Consider the following 20334-nt stretch of genomic DNA (forward strand, 5'->3'; position numbering starts at 1 on the left):
TATATATTATAATTATCTAATATTTTATAATATTAAATATTATATTACTATTGTTTAAGTAATATATTAATTTTAATTTTGTCGACTTTATTTTGTTGATATTACATATGTTAAAATATTTCATAATAAATATCATAAAAGATAATATATTTGCCAATAGTATTTTAAATAAGCACTATTGATTTCAATTCAAATTAATTTAAAATGGCAATTGATTTAAATCATCAACATAATATACAATTTATTAGAAAATAATGATTATATATTAATGATTGGCTAAAAAATGGTTACAACAAAGGTGTAATAAAATGTGTGGTATAATTGGATACATCGGGTTTAGAAATGCTTCGGAAATACTATTAGAAGGTCTAAAAAGACTAGAGTATAGAGGATATGATAGTTGCGGTATTGGAATTATAAACCTCGTAGATTCTAACAATATTTTAGTTAAAAAAAATATAGGTAAAGTTAAAGAAGTTTCAGAATCGGAAAATTTTGAAGAATTCTGCTCAAATACTGGTATAGGCCATAGTAGGTGGGCAACTCATGGTGGGATTACTAAAGAAAATTCACACCCCCATACGGACTGTAAAAATGAAATTTGTGTTGTTCACAATGGAATTATATCAAATTATAAAGATTTAAAGTCCAAACTAATAAAAAAAGACCATATTTTTAAATCTGAAACTGATACGGAAGTTATACCTCACCTAATAGAAGAAGAATTAAATGAATTAAAAGAATTGATAAAATTAAAAAAAGATACGCCGAATTATAATTATTCAAAAGAAGAATACATTGATTGCGTAAAAAAAGCATTTGCGAAAATTGAAGGAACCTATGCAGTTGTTATAATCAATAAAAACTTCCCTGACACTTTGATTGGACTCAGAAACGAAAGCCCTATGGTTGTTGGATTTGGAAAGGATAATTTAGAATACTTTATTGGTAGCGATGTTTCAGCATTTTTAAAGTATACAAACAAAGCACTACCTTTAGAAGACGGGGACATGATAATCATTGATAAAATTAATGAAAATAAGGAAAATAATAAAGAACATAATTCATACAACTTTGAAGTCTTTAATTTAAAAAATAATTGCTTAAAAGTAGATATTTCAAAAAATATATTAAATTTAGACTGGGATATTGAAAATGCTGAGAAAAAAGGCTACGAACATTTTATGTTAAAAGAAATAATGGAAGAGCCAGAAATCATTAAAAATTCTATGAAAATATCTCAAGAAGAAATTCAAAAACTTGCAAATTTAATAGATGATTGTGATAAAATATACATCATAGCAATGGGTACATCACTACATGCGGGAATGATTGCAGAATATTGGTTCTCAAAGTTAGGGAAACTTGTAATTCCTTGTGATTCATCCGAATTTTTAATAAAAGGTATTATAGATGAAAAAACTTTAGTTGTAGGAATCACCCAAAGTGGTGAAACGTATGATACCATCAAAGCGATTAAATACGCTAAGAGTAAAGGTGCTAAAACTGCTTCATTAGTTAATGTTATAGGAAGTACTGCAACAAGAGAATCTGATGTAACAATTATGATAGGTTCAGGCTTGGAAATATCCGTATGTGCCACCAAAACGTTTATGTCTCAATTAGTAATTCTTTACAGATTATTTATCGAATATGGTAAACTAACGAATAAAGATATGAGCGTATACGAGCAAGAATTAAAGAAAATACCAGAATACATCTCAAAAACCATAGCCCATAAAGAGGTAATAAAAAGAATTTCTGAAAATTTAACTGCTTCAAATTATTTATTTATTTCTAAAGGGATTAACTTAGCAAATGCTTACGAAGGGGCGTTGAAATTTAAAGAAATAACCTATTTACACGCAGAAGGTATGAGTAGTGGATTTTTGAAACACGGTACAATATCATTAATAGATGAAAATATGGATACTTTGGCATTGATTCCACCTACGAAATCACCGTTGTTAAATTCGGTACTTGCAAATGTAGAGGAAATAAAAGCCCGTGGTGGTAAAGTAATAGCAGTAGGTCCTGAAAAAGTAGATATAGAAGCGGATACGTTGATTGAAGTTCCAGATTTAATTGAAGAAGTAAGTCCTTTCGTGTATGCGCCTGCCTGCCAATTGTTAGCATATTATAAAGCCTTAGCAATGGGTAGAGATGTTGACAAACCACGTGGTCTTGCAAAAAGTGTAACTGTGGAATAATATATGGAATTTACACATAATAAACATAATCCGATATTAAATTTAATATTTAATATTTTTACTATCTAATTTAGTCTATTAATTAATAATGACCGTAACCTTTATATACTTAATAATTTACTTTATTATTATATTTAATATATCCATGGGGGTATGGTGTAGTCTGGTCTATCATCGGGGACTCCAAGTGCCTATACGGGCTTGGACCGAAACCCGATGCAGGAGATATCCCTGGACCTGGGTTCAAATCCCAGTACTCCCACTTTTTTTACAAAATTTGTTTATTAACTAATGTTTTCTTTTGATAGATTAATATGGTATCGAATAATTAATTATATATATTGTCATATGTCATAAATATATACAGAGTTATGTAAACTATCTACAATAAATATAAATAATATTGAAATAAATGTTTTATATATACTATAAAGTATTTTATAAAAAATACTATGAGGCATAGATGATTACTCCAACAAACGGGTGATGAGCATGTTAATGAAAAAGTTAAAATCAACAAAAGGGCAAATTTCAATGGAAGTAGGTATTTTAATTGCTGCGGCAGTTGCTGTAGCAGCAGTTGCAGGATACTTCTACTTAACAAACGTAAAGAACGTATCTGGCGATGTTGGTAACACTGCTAGTGGCGTTATAGATGAATTTACAGACGCTGCTAATAATGCAGGTGCCAACAATACCACTGCATAAATAATAAATAATATTTTAAATTTTTTTATTTTATTCCATGGTTGTGAAATTATGAGAATTATCGGATTAACTGATTTGCATAATCGTATTATAAACTTTTCAAAAATTTTAAAGTTAAAACCCGACTTAATATTAATTTCTGGAGACATAGTTAAAACTAACGATTATAGAATTTTAAATGTATTGAAAGAAGTAAGTAAAAAAAGTCCCATATTTACGATTTGTGGTAATTGGGATTGTCAATTATCTTCCAAACTTATGACAGACTATGGAATAAATATTGATGGAAGGTTAGTTAATTTTAAGGGTGTAAATGTTGTTGGATTAGGTGGTAGCACATATACGCCATTTAATACGCCCAATGAATACTCAGAAGAACAAATATACTCTAATTTTTTAAATACATTGCATAATAGTAAACTTAACAATTTAAAAATGAATAATTTTGAAAATTTAAAAAGGAATTTCATATTGCTTTCGCATATGCCTCCAAAATATACGATGGCTGATTTAACAGAAGTTGGTTATCTTGGTAGTTCCAGTATACGAAAAATTATTGAGGAATATCAACCATTCCTATGTGCTTGTGGACATATCCATCAGAATAAAGTTATTGATAAAATAGGGAATACATTGATAGTTAATCCTTCGTATAATGGCTTTTATATATACGATACAATTTCAAAAGATTTAGAATTGTATGATTTATATTAATTTGGCAAAAATTTATTATTTTCTTTTTTTAATTTAATTTTTACCTATTTTTAATCCAGTTTTTTAGAGTTTTTTTAGAGTTTTTAAATTATTTGACTAAATTGAATAGATATAAAAAATAGTAACCCCTATATTAATATCGTAAAGTATTTAGTGGTGTTTTCATGGAATATTTATCAAATATGCAAAAAGCAATCGACGAAATCTTAAAACATAAAAACGACAATATTATTGTTTATACGCACATTGATACCGATGGGCTTAATTCACGCGTTGTATTGGAAGAAACATTATCCCGACAGGGTATTTTTCCAGAATATAGATTTTTAAGGCAAATTGATTATGGAACCATAGGAGATATTCCTTTTGGCGATTATGATTTAGTTATATTTGCAGATTTAGGAAGTGGTCAAATCGATATGATTGATACACAAATAAAATCTATGAATATAAAACCTCCGAAAATAGTGATTTTTGACCATCACATTTGTCAATTTACAAAAATGCCAGAATATATAACGAACGTTAACCCCTCACAGGATGGATTAAACGGTAGTATAGAACTTTGTGGTGCGGGCGTTTGTTATTTATTTGCGCGTGAATTAGACGATAATAATAAAGATTTATCCAAATATGCACTACTTGGCGCCATAGGTGACGTACAAAATTTAAACGGTAAATTAGAAGGATTAAATAGAAAAATAATATTAAAGGATGCTTTAGAGTTGAATTTAGTATCTAGTTCACCCGATTTACAATTCTATGGAAAACACACACGACCACTATTTACTTCAATAAAATATTTTACAGACGTAAGAACTGATTTAACAGATAATGACTCTAGGATTATAAATTTTATAAACCATGTTAATAAAAAATATGATTCAGAAATAACAAATACGAATTACATTTATCAATTGACAGAATCGCAAAAGAGAGCCGTTGGTTCTGAATTTTTTAAAAAATGCGTAAGGTATGTACCAAAAGAATGGATATCATATCTTCCAAAGGTAATATTTGGAGAAAGTTACGAACTTTTAAATCATGAATCAGGTACTAGCTTTAGAAGTTTAGAAGAATATTCGACATGTATAAATGCCTGCTCTCGGTATAACGAATATGAAGTACCCCTTGAAATATTAAAAGGCAATATGAGTTACGAATCTAAAATGCTTAAAATGTTAAGAAAGCACAAAAGAAATCTTGCAAAATCAATGGATACTATTAAAAATAACGTAGAAGTAGTTCAAAAAGATAAATTCCAGTATTTTGAGGTATCAAATAATGAAATACAAGGTAATATCGTAGGTATCATTGCTGGTATGTCATATTCTATAGAAAAAGTGGATTGGAAAAAGCCAATTTTCGCAATATCTGAACTTGATGAAGGTTATAAGATATCTGCAAGATGTCCTAAGCTATTATCCTTTGCTGAAGATATTAATTTAGCAAAAGCAATAAATTATGCCTCTGAAAAAGTAGGCGGTACTGGAGGAGGTCACAAATTTGCTTGTGGGGCATATATACCAGATAAAAAAGATTTTGTGAAATATTTGGTTGAAAAAGTATAAATTATGGAAATATTATTAAATAAACTAAATAAACTAAATAAATTAAATAAATTAAATAGAATTAGATAAAATTAGATATATTATGAGACTAGTATATCAGTATATAATTAAACAATAAAAATATATATTTAAAAATTCATTCTATTTTAATTAAAATATTTTATTTGTATTTTTAATTAAATTATCAATTTTATAGATATTAATGTATAAATTAAAAGGGATATTATGAACAAAAGATTTGGTAGTGTATTAAATATATCCAGAAAAGTTTCTGAAACGCGCGGTTCTTCAAGAAAATGGGAAAAAGAAGATAAAAAATCAGCGGATGAAAAAGGAGAATATAAAAAGAATAATAAATTTGAAAAAAATAATAAATCAAAGCCGAAAAGCAATCTTTTTGATTTGGAAGATTATGTTGATAAATCCAAAAAGAGCGACAATCCAAAAAATAAAGGTAAAACATCCCCTAAATTTAAAGGTAAAAATCCGAATAAAAATGGGGATGCTAAAAATAATAAAAATAATAAGAATATTAAAAAAGATGGTAAAAATAAAAGCTATATTGATAATAGTAATATTGAACCAAGAGAATCGTTACAAAAGAAGTTAAATTTAAAAACTAATTTAGAAAGTTGGTACCCTGAATTTTACTACAAACAAGATGCAAAATTCGCGTCACCTCATGAATTAAATATACTATCTAAGCTCACCAACATAGATTTTAAGGACAATGTAGTCATATTGGAACGATTAAGTGGTATGGACTATAGAAAAAGAGTAATCTATGGTAAAAAACAGCTTGGAATTTTAGAATATGATTTAAAAGAATTAATCTGGCAATTTGTACCTAATCCAGAGTATTATATGTATCTCAACAAGTACAATATAGAATTAAAGCCAAGTAAAATGAGATTGAAAGGAAAATGGATAAAAGAAGAATACTTAGTGGAAGAGAAAGATAATTTAAAAGCCTATAACACCATTGTAAATGCTCCTGAAAATGATTTGGACTCACAAGTCAAAGATGTGGGCATAAAAATGGGTAATTTTGCAGGTCACGGTGTTAAATCAGGCGATAGGATAAAATTAAAAGATTTATCAAAAATATCTGATTTTGAAGAAGAAAAATTAAGTGAATATCTTGAAAAACGTTCAAAATATGTTGAAATATTGAAAAATAATTCATTGAAAATATTAAAACATATGATTGAAAAATATAAGAAAAAAGGATATGTCATAAATGCCTCATTCAGTGGTGGAAAAGATAGTTCGGTATCTACACTATTGGCTAAAGAAGTAATGCCCGATATCGAAGTAATTTCAATAGATACCGGTTTAGAATACCCTGAAACTATAGAATATATTAAAAAATTCTCAAAAAAATATGATTTAAATATGGACATAATCGATGGAGATAATTTCTGGGAGGACATATTAAGAAATGGGGTACCTACCAAAGATAATCGTTGGTGCAATAGCTCTTGTAAGTTAAATCCATTGAGAAGTTACTTAAAAAAGAAGTATCCGGGTAAAAAAATATTGACAATAGATGGGTCTAGACAGTTTGAAAGTTTTACTCGTTCAAATCTAGATTATGAGAGAAATAGTAGCTTTATAGACTTCCAAACTACTGCATTCCCAATTTTAGACTGGAATGCTTTAGATATTTGGACATACATCTATAAAAATGACATACCGTACAACCCACTTTATGATGAAGGATTCGAGAGAATTGGTTGTTACTTATGCCCTTCAGCATTAAACAGCGAGTTTAATAGGGTTAAAGAATTACATCCTGATTACTATAAACGTTGGAGCAAATATTTGTCCAAAAGATATAGTAAAGATGAAATAGACCGTGGATTTTGGAGATGGGATGAATTACCACCCAAAATGAAAGAATTAAAAAAAGAAATGGATAATTAAATCAAATAATTAATCAAATAAATATTCCAATATCTTAAGTTTTTACTTTTTTATTTTTTTACTTTTTATTTTTTACTTCATTATTTAATTTTATAAGATTGTAATTTTACAAAATTTCAATATTTTAAACTGGTATTGTAGCTTTTAATAAGCTGTTTGTTACCATTTCAGTTACTACTGCCACTATAGAAGATATCCAAACCATAGTACTAAAGTGAAGTAGTGAAACTTGATAATGTCCACCATCCATTAATTTTATAAGATAAGACGAACATAACGCGTATATTATTAAAGTTCCATACATCATATAGGAAATAAATCCAAAGTCCGAAGGTGCTACTACGTGTACCATACTTAGCATTGTATCTGGAATATCTAAGCTAGAGTATAATCCATTAACCATTGAAGCAACCCCATAAGATGCAAACAAAGTTAACGCCATACCGCCTGAAAGACCATACATAACTCCTGCAAACTGATTTACATTCTGATATTTAGAACGTCTTAATCTTAAAATTTTACGGAAGTTTTTACCTATGATATGGGATGCCTGACCTGAGTTACCACCTAAGTAAGTACATCTCTCGTACATCTCAGAAAAGAGCTGTATCAAGTAACTACAAGTATCGTGCCCAAAGTATTTCCATGATTTTTGACCGTTTATTCTTATGGACAGTCTTCTATGCAATGCAACTAGGTCCTTAGTAAGTGGCCCAAAGTCATTAGTACATAAGTAACCTAAAGATTCTAGAGTACCTCCACCTTTTGCACTTACTGAATCTCCCAAAGATCTTAAAAAGTCAGGGAAGTTGTTTTCCTTACGAATAACCAGCGATTCTTCACGTTGTGCCATGTAACCGCCCAACATTAACGGAGTCATAGCTATTGAAAATATTAATTCATAAGGTATGTTTAATAGCTGAGGTGCCTCATAAATATATTTTCCCCAGAACAGTGCGATTGAAGCGAATATTGTTAAACCTACTGAAGTTATGAGCCATTTTCTTAATTTTCTATCTATGGCAGTCGGCTTTTCGCCAGTATGCCACAATCTATCGTAAGGTAATTTATTTTTTATGCTATATATTAAAATTACTTCAATTATCATAAATATAAAAATTGCAACAGTAACCATTGTTACAAAATCATAAGGTAACAAAAACGGTGCAATAATTGCAAATGTTACAAAGAACGATACTGAGGTTATAGCGCTTACATACATCTCTTTAAAGTTATCTAATGAGTACAAAGCCCTTTCATAAAACCCTGCATATTCGTCCATTACGATATCTTGCTCTCCTGCTAAAAATTCTTTTAACTCCTGACCGCTATCTATAGAATAAGCCATTCTGTCTAAAAAATCACCAAATTGGCTACTTGGAGTCCTATTTGCTAAAAATCTACAAGATTCTGCCAATGATTGATTCCATCGTTTAACTAACACGTATATCTTACGTGATTCCTCTGCAAGTTGACCCAATTCTTCTTTTTCTACAGACAGTAATTCTAAGAGTGCTTTATTATCTAAATCAGTTATGGACAATACTCCAAATTTAGTAATATACACATGCAATCTTTCATTTATTTTTTGCTTCTGGGAATCTAGTTCAATGTAGGGATATCCTAAAGCCCCGCCCAAAAGAAGTAGGGGTAATGCTAAAACCAAAAGCCTTGTAATTCCCTCAAAATATACGAAGCCCAAAACTACCATAAATAATGAGGCCACTACTGCAGGAAGTACAAATTTTAAGAAATAATCCTTTGGCTTTAATCCTACTCTTGGTAGTATATCTAAAATCATTTAACCACCTTATATTGGGAAAGGTAATCCCTCCAATCCATTTTCATAAAATTTCCAAATTATATCTAATACATCGTGATAATCGTAAATTTCTCTTGCAATCATCTCTTCAAGAATTCTAACCCTAAGGTTTAATTCATCATAAATTTCTCTTGGGTCTTCATAACCAGCCACAGTTGCAATTTTATCCTCTAAAATGTAACTGTTGTTTAAACCGGTAAAGTTATGAATATCTTTTTGAGGGTCCCATTCGAAAACACCTCTTGTGATAACACCGTCAACTTCCTTATAGTACCCTTCTATCTCTTCAACAGCTACTACACGCCTTAAAAATCTACCTCGTGTATAAACAGCTAACTGGAATAATGCGATATTCAAGTTATCCATGAATGTTTGAGGAATATTAATAGGGTCCCCAGTAAGCCTTTGAATCATTTTCCTTACGTTCGCAGCGTGGAATGTAGAAAGTACAGGGTGACCTGTCTGCATAGCTTGGAAAGCAACTGCCCCTTCTACGGACCTAATTTCACCTACAATGATGTAATTTGGTCTTGATCTTAGTGCAGCTCTTAACAAGTCAAATAAAGTAACCCTACTTTCTTCAGGGCCTCTTTCTCTTGTAAGTAACTGCTGCCATACTGGGTTAGGGGGTTTAACCTCTGCAGTATCCTCGCAGGAAAATACCTTAGATTTAGGCTTTATAAATGGCATTATGGCATTTAATGTCGTAGTTTTACCAGAAGCTGTCTCACCACATACGAAAATACTCATACCATATTCAAGACATAACCACAAATAAGCTGCAATCTCTGGAGACATAGTACCCCAGCTGATAATTTGGGTTATACTTGTAGGAGTATCGGAGAATTTCCTTATTGTAAAAGAAGGACCTTTTAAAGAAACGTCATTAGAGTATAGGATGTTAATCCTTGAACCATCAGGCATTGAACCATCTACAATTGGCGTAGCATCAGATACTGGCCTACCCATCCTTTCACATAAGTTCTTTAAGTAATTTGACATGTCTCCATCGTCTTCCCATACGATGTTCGTAGGTAACATATCGAAAGTTTTGTGGACAAGTTGCGTATTCTTTGGACCGATAACGTGAATATCCTCAATTGTAGGGTCTCTTTTAATAGGTTCTAAGTTACCAATACCAATTAAATCACGTCTTAAAAGGTAAACAAACTTATCCCTTTGAACTTTTGTTATTGCAATCGAATTTGAATTTTTTAATTTATCCACTAATCCAAATTTAGATTTTTTATTAGGATTATTTGCATTTTTATCAACTTTTGTTACAGTATCAAAAATGTCAATTAAAACTTTTGAAAATTCATCATCACTTTCAGGAATTTCACTATAAGGTGCATATTCTAAAATTTTATCCAAAATTTCAAAATATTTTGCCCTTTCTGTAGCAGTATCCAATTTAGGTTCTATTGCAATATATCTTGTTCTTTGATTAGGTGAGCCATAAACATGGATGAATAAGGGGTCACCAATTGGATAAATAACATTTGGATACTTAATACCTTTTAAATCGCCCAAACCTCCAATATCGGTAATATAATCTGGGACTTTCATGTATGTTTTCTTAAATCTATCAACGTATCTTTTTAAATGGGGGTTTTTCTTTTGTGCAGTGTTAAAATCATCAGCCATTATCTCACCTACTTATTATGCCACTGAGGATATCTCTACTGCAATTCCAAGTCCTGGGTCAACTCTAAATACCATTACTTTTTGGAATGGTCCTGCAGCCATGTTATATTTTACTATTTTGGCAGAATTTTTAAGATTGCCACCGAAAGAGAATGTTTCAGTTTTTATAACCATTGTAGCAGCAGTTCTCAACATTGTCACTACTTGGTCGGAAAGTTCTTTTGGATTTATTGTATATACAATAATCTTATTCATTGACGCTATCCTCTTTAAAAAAGACATTAAATCGCCTACTTGGACTTCGCTTGCGTCATTAGATATTAATGTGGAAAGAGAATCAAAAATAATAATATCTTTTTCATAAAATGCTCTTGTGGTCATTGATTTTTTTATAAAATCATCCTTTTGAGTATTATCTGAAATTAAAGGATAAACAGGAATATATAATAAATTACCATTTAATAATTTCTTGTTTATCATATATTTCAAAGAAGTCATTTGTTTAACAAATTCTGTGGTGGTCGATTGTGTAGAAATATAAGATAATGAATATGAATTTTGTAAAAAGCCGTAGCTAAGCCTTTGGGAAAGTATGGATTTACCAGAAGATTCCTCGCCTTCTATGTGTATAATACTACCATAAGGGATACCTCCCCCAAAACGCTTATGGACATCGTCTCTTTCAAGCTCTATTTTAGCATATTTCATTAGGACCACCGATATGTGTAAATTTTAATAAAAATAATTTTTTCTAATTCATAAACATAATAAACATTGCACATTTGCAATTCAATATAATAACAAAATGAATATTATTAATCAGTATGAAACTGATAATAATTAATAATTGTATTGTAAAGTATAAATTTAATTTAAACTATTTCTCCGGTAAAAGTTCTTGCAATACCTTCACTAGTTACAACTTTAAACCTATGGTAACCACTTGTGTTGTAGGTTATGTGTAACTTACCAACTTTAGAGCTACCTAGCACCCTAACAGAGCTATCGCCGTCAACATAAGTATTGGATATTTCTACAGGATTTCCATCAACTAATACACTTATAACTTCTTTATCAAAAGTTATAGGAGATTTACCCGTATTTTTTAGATATATCATTGTAGTATCTGTTCCATTCTTGAGAACATATCCAGGATCATTTATTATTTCAAAATCCTTCGTAAGTTGAGACGAAAGAGCATCACCTCTTTGTTCTAACCCTAATGAAATTTTATGAGTGCTCGTTGCAAGAATTCCAGATACTGCTGCAGTGATTATCAAAACACTAACAAATAAAATGATTTCTGAAAATACATTCGAAGCCATATAATCACCTTTGACAGCAGTCAAACAAAATAATTATTTTTTAATTTATATTTAATCAAATATTTGAGTAGTTATAAATTTTTATAAATCTTATATTTTCTAATTTCTTGGCATATACAAATCTATAATATTAATATATATTTGTTTGTATGACCACAATCAAATTATATAATACTGTTGTATATTACAATTTATAATAGTATTTATTCCCGTATTCGGAAATTATGGAAATTCTACAAGGTGTCGATCCATTTATTGATATTTGAACCGTATCTAGTGGTGCTACATAACTTTGATTTGCAATATAGGCTTTAGGCGTCCCATTGTACATAACAGTCCAATGTTCACAACTTAACGTTTCCGTACCATTGTTGGACAGTTTCAAAACTATATCATCACCTAATTTTGTTATTTCAACAAATTCTAAATTTTCATTCATCTTACCCTGCAAACTTTCAGCATGCTGAGAATAAGCATTTGTAAATTTAGAGGATACAACATCCACTGAGCTGTAAAGATATACAGAACAGATCAGCAATGTTGTTAGTATCAAAACCGACCCTACAGTAGAACTAAATCCCATAGTATTGCTCTGCTCCTTTCTTAATTCTTCTGATTTCCCATTCTAATTTATCTAATGCTTCAGAAGATACTTTTTTACCATTTAATCTTTCGATAAATAATAAAGATACTAAGTGGTCAGCAATAGTTAATTTTCCTACTGATGTTTCAATGTCGTCGTCATCTAATCCGATTCCTTTTGAGAATTTTAATAATTTAGCGATAGCTTTATCTGAAACCCATCCTAAATTGTAATAGAATTCTAACACATCTGGAACGTTTGAATGACCAACTCTTTCACATAAGTACTCTAACCATTTGAATACAAAGATTGAGGAATATGAGTCTTCAGGGATTGTTTCTAATTTTGCAGGTTTGTGGCTTTCAAGCAAGATTGACGATAATGTAGCAGTGTTCATATAATTCACTCCATTAATTCCTATTATTTTTTAATAATTATACAATTTATAAGATATAATCAAATATATTACAATGTTTGTAATTCATTTGCCCATTTTTTGATTCTTGTAATTTCTCTTTCCATTTCTTCAAGTTCATCCATTGAAATTGGTCTTCCAGCCAATTTTTCAATGTAGAGTAAAGAAACTACGTGATCTTCAGGGGTCATTGATTTACTTGCTTTCCACTCCATATCTTCGTGGAAATATTTCATATTTTTAGAGATTTTTAATAATTTATTTACTGATTTACCAGAAATCCATTTTAATGTATAGTAGTAGTCTAAAACATCTACTAAATTGTTTGTACCAACTCTGCTGATTAAAAATTCTAACCATTTGAATATAAGCATTGTTGACAATGTATCTTCTGGCAATTCGTGAAGTCTAGTATTTTCATTGATTTTAGCAATTTCTGACTCCATATTTTTTACCTCCACATAATCCATAGGAATTTTAACTTCATTTTCAAGACCTGTAGTTCTATCTAATTCTTTTTTAGGCTCAGGTAAGGATTCGATTTTTGCTGAATTATTTATTACTACATCACTATTGTAATTTTCAGAATCAATTGTATTAATTTCTGGATTTTCAATTAATTCTATCTCAGGAATCAATTCTTCTTCATAAATTGGTAATTCGTCGTCAGTATCAATTTCAGAAATTTCTATTTCATCTATTTCTTCAATTTTTTGAACATCTTCCAAAGTTTTTGGGCTTTCTAGTATTTTCGGAGATTCGACAGCTAAATCCAATTCATCTAAATTATCAATTTCCTTTTTAATATCATCCGAAACCTTTGTTGCAGATGAAACAGTGGCTACTTTCATCAATGCATCTAATTTATGGCTTAAATCATTGATTTTATTAGTTAATTCAGCAGCTTTTTTATCTTCTGGTCTCTTACCAAAGTAAAGGTCTGAAACTCTATTTACGATTTTATTTAACTGATTTCGGGTCAAATTTCTGTTTTTTAAATTATTTTTCAATAATTCTACAATAAATGATGGAATCTTATGTCTTAATTCATCGAGATAGTCTTCCATTTCACTTTCTGTCATATACTCTTCTTCAAGAGAAGCGTAATCCATATCTACTTTACCAATCATCGGAATCCTCTCCTAATATCGCTTTGGAGAATTCTTCTTCTGCGAGTATTTCATTAATTACTCCATCTAAGTCAATATCATGTTGTTGTAAGTATACATTTGCAAGAATTACTACATCATTTTGTAACTCTTCAACTCTTTTTTTAAGATTCGTAGATTCATGTTCAATTTTTTCCACTTTTTCCATACTGGTTGCAGTAACTTTGGAAATTCCAATAAATGGATTTATTTGATTTGAAACCACTTCATAGAGAGCCATCATGTCTTGAAAATTCTCGTTTATGTTATGAATGTCACTTCTAAGATTTTCATTTTCTTTTCTTAGGTTGGTGACCATCATTTCAATCTTCGGAAACTTGGATTCAAGTTCACCCATTTTGGCAAGAAGTTCTTCATTTGCAGCTACTAAATCATTATCTGATTCGGCTGTGGTTTCCTCATCTAATACGAAGCTGAATTCGTCTTCAGAATCATCTTCAAGAGGTGTAGTATCATTCTTCTTGCCCAATTTGATCTTCTGTTTTATATCATCGATTATTTCAGAGATATTGGGCATACTATCACCGTTATTGGAGTGCTACAACTCTGTTTGCATATACTGGTGGCGTTGTAAAATCTATTATACCAGGTGCACCGAATTCAGGAACTACTTCCCCTTGAATTCTTATTCTGTTGCCGATAGGTTCTCCGACAATGTTACCTATATTTATAGCCAATAACACCTTATCTCCGTAATTAACTGTAGGGTGATATCCAGAAATTGAATTATCCATATCTTGGAGTACTACAATACCAAATTTCTTCTCGTTAGGATTTTCAGCACTGTCACCATAGTTTGGATCTTCAAAAGGCCATGCACCTAATGCGTATACATCATCATATTCAAAGATATCGCATGTACCATTTGCTTTTGATAATCTTACTATCCCACTACGACTATCATTGCTGGAATCGTAAAGTAGAGACATTTTTCTATCGCCTGCAGAAAATGTAACGACGGTGGTTGCTAAATCAATTTCATCCCCAATGTTGGGAGATACCAATATTGCTATTTTATCTAAATTGTATTGGTCAATGCTGTGACCTGTTATTTTAACTACTTGTAAACCGCTTGCAACTTGTTGAGTACTTTCTTGCCCAACTACTGCAGCTTTATGTTGTAATTTACCTGCTGTATTTATAATAACTGAAGCAGCTACGGCCGCTACTAAAACAAGAGCTATGAAAATTATCAGCGTACCAATACCGACGGCACCCTTCTTATTTTTCATGAAATTTTTTAACATGCGCCATCCACCTCAATATAAAAAAAATAAATTAAGTATTACCTTAATTTATCTATTGTAATTGAACTACTTTTGAATCGTTTAAGTAGGTAGCTGGGGTGGTAAATGAGATGATACCTGGTGCACCAAATTCTGGTTGAACTGAACCGGTGATTGATGTTCTTGGAGTTGTTGAGAATGATGTTGTGTTAAGTGTAATTGCTACTAAGTCACCTTTGTTGATAACTGGGTTAGCTGCAGTACATGAGTCGTCAGCATCCTGAATAACTACAATACCGAATTTTGTTGCAGTTGCGTTAGTCCAGTTTACATTATCGTTGTCAAAGATGTCTCCACCATTAGTTAAGTCTTTGTATGAAGATTGATTGTATTTATAAACTCTTTTGTTTGAGCCATCTGATAACATGATTACAGCTTGGCTTAAGTCAATTGCTGAACTTCCTGCGTTAGGTGAAATGTAAATTGCAGTTTTGTTTATGTTAGCATTGTTGTGCATTCCCATAACTTGTGATATTTGTAAACCACTTGCAACTTGTTCTGTACTTTCTTTTCCTGTTGTTGAAGCTTTTTGTTGTAAAAAGCCACTTGTGTTGATTAAAACACTTGCAGCTACTGCCGCAACTAATACCATTGCTATGAATACTATTAAGGTACCTATACCTGAAGCACCTTTTTTGTTACTCATGAATTCTTTTATTTTCATAAGAATAACCTCTTAAATTTAATAATTTAGTCGAATAGTAATTAGAAGTAATTATTATTAATTTAATTATTGTAATTCAACAACTTTTGTTGTGAATGTAGCTGGTGTTGTAAATTCGATGATACCTGCTGCACCAAATTCTGGTTGTAATTTACCTGAAACGTGTGATCTGGTAGGTACTCCATTTGTTGTTGAGAAAACAGCTCCTGTGTTAATTGCAATAGCCACTAAGTCACCTTTGTTGATAACTTGGTTTTTAGCTACTGAACCGTCAAAGTCCTGTAATGAAACTACCTGATATTCGGTAGCAGATGTATTTGATAATAAGGTAGCACTTAATACGTCAGGTGTTCCTGATGTACCATCTATTGCAGATTCATTTGCTTTTAAAACAGCACTTACGCCATTGTATGTAACAAATAATTTAGCCTGACTTAAGTCAATTGCTGAACTTCCTGCGTTAGGAGTAATGTATGCTACGATGTGTGTAATGTTTTCACTTGTTGTACTGTTAACACCAGTTACACCAGTTATTTGTAAACCGCTTGCAACTTGCTCTGTACTTTCTTTTCCTGTTGTTGAAGCTTTTTGTTGTAAAAAGCCACTTGTGTTGATTAAAACACTTGCAGCTACTGCCGCAACTAATACCATTGCTATGAATACTATTAAGGTACCTATACCTGAAGCACCTTTTTTGTTAGTCAAAAATTCTTTTATGTTCATACTATACCTCCGAGGTATTTTAGTAAGTCTACTTATGCATAGTTGTATTTACCCCTGGGGGATGTTCCCGAATAAATATGTTGTTTTTTGTTATTATATACTTTTTTTGCACTTCTTTAAGCATATGGTTTTGTATATGGTTATGTAGTAACTATTGTAGTTAAATATGTAGTTTTTTATGTAACTATTTAGGTATGTAGTTATGTAGGTAAATATGTATTTAAACATGTACATAGTTATGTAGGTAATAACTGACCTAAAAAAGAAAATAAATTAAAAAAAATAGATAAAATAACTTAAAATTATTTTTAAAACCAATTTTATAATTTTTTACAAAAAATACATGCTAGTATACTATATATTATAATATAAAGCTTTAAAAATCTATATTGAATATAGCCCTATTATTTAAAATTATCCCCTTTAATTAAAAAAATAATTTATTTTTTAAGTTATTACTTAGTATATTTGACTGAATGTAAAGGTGTAATTCATAAACTTGTGAATTAATCAGCTTAAAAATGTAATTAAAATACATGATATATGTATTAAAAAAATAATAAAATAAAAAAATAAATAAAAAAATAAGATGCTAAAATAATAAAAAAAAGAATAATAACTAATTTGCTAAATATTTTAGTCATTATTGTAATATAACTACATCTTCAGTTTTGTCATACGCAGTTGGCAAAATGTAGGTAAATTGTGTTTTAAAACCTATTTCTGATTGTAAATATCCATTTAATCTTGTCCTAGGTGCTAAGTCTAAGTTTGTACAATTTATTGTTATTACTGCCATGTCGCCTTTTCCAAGTACGGGAGATGCTGCAGTACAGGAACCATCGTCATCTTGAATAACAATAACTCCAAAATTATAATCTGGCAATATCCCACCGTTATTCCAAGCTTTTGAACCAGTTAAATCAAATATTTGTTCATTGACGTTTTCAAAATAAGTGCTATCATAGGATATAGCAGCTGTTGAATCTCCGTCAGTCATTAATATTTTAGTATTTTTTAAATCCACAGGTTTACTACCGGGTGAAGGTGTAACATATATTGTAAGCTTATCAATAATTGGCCCATTTAACTTACCGCATGTTTGAACAATCTTTAATCCTGTTGAAACTTGTTCCGTACTTTCTGTTCCTGCTGTTGAAGCTTTTTGTTGTAAAAAGCCACTTGTATTTACTAAAACACTTGCAGCTACTGCCGCAACTAATACCATTGCTATGAATACTATTAAGGTACCCACACCAGTTGCACCTTTTTTGTTATTCATAAACTCTTTTACTTTCATGATTTCCCTCCAGCAATGTAAAAAGTAAAGTCTTATAACTTAAATTCAAAATTAGTAGTGCCCTACTAAAATTATTAAATCGAATAAGTAAACATTATAATAAGATATACCTATTAACGTATGTTTTAAAGGCATAACTTGGAAGATCGTAATAATAGATACGTTTTAAAGTAATTAGATTGATAAAAAGATAATTCATTAAATTTACCGGCGATAAATTATGGATGGTATCAACCGGCGTTACATCTGAATATACTAAAATAGTCTTTTTCTAATAATATACTTTTTTTGTAGTTTATTAAGCACTTGGTTAAGTATTTAATTAAGTACTTATGTAAGCAGGTAGTTATGTAGGTAAAATTTAAAAATAACCTACATAAGCATATGCAAAAAAACTATATTATATAAGATAACCATAATTTAAGTGTAAGCGTGATAGTATGATGAATGGATACAAAGATGATGAAAAGTATTTTGATATAAAGGTTAATTTAAATCTGAATAATATTGGCGAATTTAAAAATTTCAGAGAAATATTATTTTCAGGTAAATTCAGTATTGAAAACCCGAAAATAATAAATAAACTGATACCAGAATACAAAAAATCATTACAAAAAGACTTTAAATTCAAATGGGCCACATTAAAAGCCATGTCCATAATAGTTACTGCATATCCAGAACATTTGAAACCATTGATGCCCACGATAGTTGAAATGTTAAAAGATTCTGATTGGAGAACTCGTAAAAATTCTCTTGAATTTCTTGGTGATGCAGGATTAGTATGTTATGAGCTTGTTAATGAATATATGGACCATATCATAGCAATGTTAGATGATGAGAACCCTAACGTTGTATGTTCATCAGCTTACACAATTTCAAAAATATCATTGAACCCAAAATGTAATAATCCTAAAAAACTTATAAACTTACTAAATAACAAAATAAAATCTAAATTATTGTTGATTGAAATTTTAAAAAATATGAGTAATATAAATCCCGAATTACTCAAAGATAGTTCAAATAATCTTTTTGAATATTTGGACGACAAAAACCCTGAAATAGTAATAAAAGCCCTTGAAATAATATATAATATTAAACCCAAAAATATTTCATATACAAATGCCGAAAAAGTAATTTTAAAAATGGATTCTAGTAATAAAGATATTAAAATTTCTGCACTTAATACAATAGCAGAATTATCTAAATTAGAACCTGAAAAATTTCAGGATATAATGCCCGAAATTATTGAATTTATAAAGTACGAAGAAAGGGACGTAAAAATCCCTGCTATTGATACTTTAAATAACATATGTCATCTAAGCCCAAGTGACGTAAATGAATTAGATTTAGAAGTTTACATAGATACATCAGATTATGAATTAAAATATTCTGCAATGACATTATTACAGACATTATCCAATTTAGAATCTAAAACGGCTAAAAAATACAAAAAAATTGTCGAAAAAACCGTTGATGACGATAATGACAGCATTATTAAAAAATCAATTGCCATTATGGGAAACTTTGGAAAATTCGATAAATATTGTAAAGATAAATATATTCCTATTTTAAAATCTAAATTTTTAAATTCGGAATATAAAAAAGAATCTACCATATCATTAATTAAATTAGGATATGTGGATAAAAAAATTGTAGAATTAATATTTAACTGTATTAAGAATATTAATTTAGAAATACAATTCTTAAAGTGTGTATTTGAACAATATCCTTATGAATTATTGGAAGATTTAAAAAAACACACGATAAAAATAAGAGATAACGTATCTCTAAAATTAAAGAATGCCAAAAATAAATTAATAAATGCCAATGAAAATGGTGAAAAAGTTATTACGTCTCAGGACATCTACGATTCTGAAATGTTGGACAATTTTGAAGAATTGATATCAATAGCAGAATATAGGTTGAATGAATACGAAAATACAAACAATAGAAACATAAAACTTGGTCAAACTTTGGAAATTTCAGATGAAGAATGTGTTGTGCTCGCACTTAAATCCGAATGTATGGAAGTAGAGCTTGAAGACGGCAGGCAGGTATATATTGTCCCGAAAGATAAATCTATGCAAACAATATTATCAAATGAATTATTGGAATTTGTAGACAATAATCAAGATAATGAATTTGATTTGTATAAATTATCGCATGAAATAATGATACAATCATTGATTGAAACCACTTTAAAAGATAAGAGAGTATAGTATAAAATTATACTTTTAAATATTGAAAATAATCTTTAAATATAACCTCTAT

The 20334-nt window shown here is 29.9% G+C and carries 18 protein-coding genes and 1 tRNA gene; 7 read left to right on the forward strand and 12 right to left on the reverse strand.

Annotated features, from left to right (window positions below; all coding sequences use genetic code 11):
• The first annotated feature begins 308 nt into the window (after positions 1-308).
• The 6 genes from glmS (at position 309) to J2127_RS01955 (ending at position 7129) form a co-directional block, all read left to right on the forward strand.
• On the forward strand, positions 309-2210 hold the full coding sequence (glmS, locus tag J2127_RS01930) for a glutamine--fructose-6-phosphate transaminase (isomerizing) (protein ID WP_209731746.1): 1902 nt from the start codon (positions 309-311) through the stop codon (positions 2208-2210).
• Between the two features lie 147 nt (positions 2211-2357).
• Positions 2358-2472: transfer RNA gene (locus tag J2127_RS01935), tRNA-Trp, on the forward strand.
• Positions 2473-2708: 236 nt separating this feature from the next.
• Positions 2709-2918, forward strand: coding sequence for a class III signal peptide-containing protein (locus J2127_RS01940; RefSeq protein ID WP_209731852.1), 210 nt, complete (start codon positions 2709-2711; stop codon positions 2916-2918).
• Between the two features lie 51 nt (positions 2919-2969).
• Positions 2970-3632, forward strand: coding sequence for a metallophosphoesterase (locus tag J2127_RS01945; RefSeq protein WP_209731747.1), 663 nt, complete (start codon positions 2970-2972; stop codon positions 3630-3632).
• A gap of 164 nt (positions 3633-3796) precedes the next feature.
• Positions 3797-5203, forward strand: a complete 1407-nt coding sequence (gene recJ / locus J2127_RS01950; protein WP_209731748.1) for a single-stranded-DNA-specific exonuclease RecJ — start codon at positions 3797-3799, stop codon at positions 5201-5203.
• A 225-nt stretch (positions 5204-5428) separates the two neighbouring features.
• Positions 5429-7129, forward strand: coding sequence for a phosphoadenosine phosphosulfate reductase family protein (locus J2127_RS01955; RefSeq protein ID WP_348635402.1), 1701 nt, complete (start codon positions 5429-5431; stop codon positions 7127-7129).
• Positions 7130-7253: 124 nt separating this feature from the next.
• Here J2127_RS01955 and flaJ read toward each other — a convergent pair whose 3' ends face one another.
• The 12 genes from flaJ to J2127_RS02015 all read right to left on the reverse strand — a co-directional run bounded on the left by flaJ (position 7254) and on the right by J2127_RS02015 (position 18063).
• Positions 7254-8930 (reverse strand): archaellar assembly protein FlaJ, encoded by a 1677-nt coding sequence (flaJ, locus tag J2127_RS01960; protein ID WP_209731749.1) that lies wholly within the window; start codon positions 8928-8930, stop codon positions 7254-7256.
• A gap of 9 nt (positions 8931-8939) precedes the next feature.
• Positions 8940-10598, reverse strand: a complete 1659-nt coding sequence (locus tag J2127_RS01965; RefSeq protein ID WP_209731750.1) for a type II/IV secretion system ATPase subunit — start codon at positions 10596-10598, stop codon at positions 8940-8942.
• A 15-nt stretch (positions 10599-10613) separates the two neighbouring features.
• The gene (locus tag J2127_RS01970) at positions 10614-11306 is read right to left on the reverse strand and encodes an ATPase domain-containing protein (protein WP_209731751.1); all 693 of its coding nucleotides are present in this window, start codon (positions 11304-11306) and stop codon (positions 10614-10616) included.
• Positions 11307-11470: 164 nt separating this feature from the next.
• On the reverse strand, positions 11471-11923 hold the full coding sequence (locus tag J2127_RS01975; protein ID WP_209731752.1) for a flagellin: 453 nt from the start codon (positions 11921-11923) through the stop codon (positions 11471-11473).
• 184 nt (positions 11924-12107) lie between these two features.
• Complete coding sequence (locus tag J2127_RS01980) at positions 12108-12506, reverse strand: flagellar protein F (protein WP_209731753.1); 399 nt, start codon at positions 12504-12506, stop codon at positions 12108-12110.
• A complete protein-coding gene (locus tag J2127_RS01985) occupies positions 12496-12903 on the reverse strand; it encodes a FlaD/FlaE family flagellar protein (RefSeq protein WP_013180676.1) in 408 nt (135 codons plus the stop codon). Before J2127_RS01985 ends, J2127_RS01980 begins: the two co-directional genes overlap by 11 nt.
• Before the next feature lie 68 nt (positions 12904-12971).
• Entirely contained in the window at positions 12972-14051 is a 1080-nt protein-coding gene (locus J2127_RS01990; RefSeq protein ID WP_209731754.1) for a FlaD/FlaE family flagellar protein, read from the reverse strand.
• Positions 14041-14607, reverse strand: coding sequence for a flagella accessory protein C (locus tag J2127_RS01995; RefSeq protein WP_209731755.1), 567 nt, complete (start codon positions 14605-14607; stop codon positions 14041-14043). The genes J2127_RS01990 and J2127_RS01995 overlap by 11 nt, the downstream gene beginning before the upstream one ends.
• Before the next feature lie 10 nt (positions 14608-14617).
• Positions 14618-15337 (reverse strand): flagellin, encoded by a 720-nt coding sequence (locus J2127_RS02000; RefSeq protein ID WP_209731756.1) that lies wholly within the window; start codon positions 15335-15337, stop codon positions 14618-14620.
• A gap of 52 nt (positions 15338-15389) precedes the next feature.
• Complete coding sequence (locus tag J2127_RS02005) at positions 15390-16040, reverse strand: flagellin (protein WP_209731757.1); 651 nt, start codon at positions 16038-16040, stop codon at positions 15390-15392.
• A 66-nt stretch (positions 16041-16106) separates the two neighbouring features.
• Entirely contained in the window at positions 16107-16763 is a 657-nt protein-coding gene (locus J2127_RS02010) for a flagellin (RefSeq protein WP_209731758.1), read from the reverse strand.
• Between the two features lie 643 nt (positions 16764-17406).
• Positions 17407-18063 (reverse strand): flagellin, encoded by a 657-nt coding sequence (locus tag J2127_RS02015; RefSeq protein WP_209731759.1) that lies wholly within the window; start codon positions 18061-18063, stop codon positions 17407-17409.
• A gap of 440 nt (positions 18064-18503) precedes the next feature.
• Here J2127_RS02015 and J2127_RS02020 point away from each other — a divergent pair, with 440 nt between their 5' ends.
• Positions 18504-20282, forward strand: coding sequence for a hypothetical protein (locus J2127_RS02020; RefSeq protein ID WP_209731760.1), 1779 nt, complete (start codon positions 18504-18506; stop codon positions 20280-20282).
• Positions 20283-20334: the final 52 nt, after the last annotated feature.

The organism is Methanococcus voltae, from assembly GCF_017875395.1.
GTDB classification, from domain to species: Archaea; AGJL01; Methanococci; order Methanococcales; family Methanococcaceae; genus Methanococcus; species Methanococcus voltae_C.